The sequence below is a fragment of the Bradyrhizobium sp. 14AA genome (assembly GCF_054185205.1).
Map to the genome: position 1 here is coordinate 1 of NZ_JAVAYM010000165.1, position 449 is coordinate 449.

Genomic DNA, 449 nt, shown 5'->3' on the forward strand with positions numbered 1-449 from the left:
ACTCTCCCGCGTCCCGGGATAATGCTCATGACGAAGGACAATGGATGCAGCATGATCTCCCGGAGGGTGGCCGCGACCGGACGTTGAATCGACTCGTCGCGATGACGGTCGTCATCCTCTCAGTCTTCATGGCGGTCGCGAACATCAAGGACGACAATCTGGTTCAGGCGATGCAACTCGCGAAGAGCGATGCAATCGATACCTGGTCCGAATATCAGGCGACTCGCACCAAGGCGCACATCGTCGAGACGGCGAAGGCCCAGATGGTGCTGATCGCCGGGCCGTCTCCTTCGGCCGCCGCCCGGACGGCTTTCGTGTCGATGGATGCGGAAGCGGCGAAATATGCTGCCGAGTCGCCGCGGCTGAAGGCAAAGGCCGAGGCGGACGGCGCGCAATATGACGCGCTCAACCTGCATGACGACCAGTTCGACATGTGCGATGCCTTCATC

Annotated in this window: 1 protein-coding gene; it reads left to right on the plus strand. The window is 61.2% G+C overall.

The genetic code is table 11. The features are described from left to right. Window positions 1-44: 44 nt before the first annotated feature. On the plus strand, window positions 45-449 hold a 405-nt coding region (locus RAD15_RS43825; RefSeq protein ID WP_458184865.1), incomplete at its 3' end, for a DUF4337 family protein.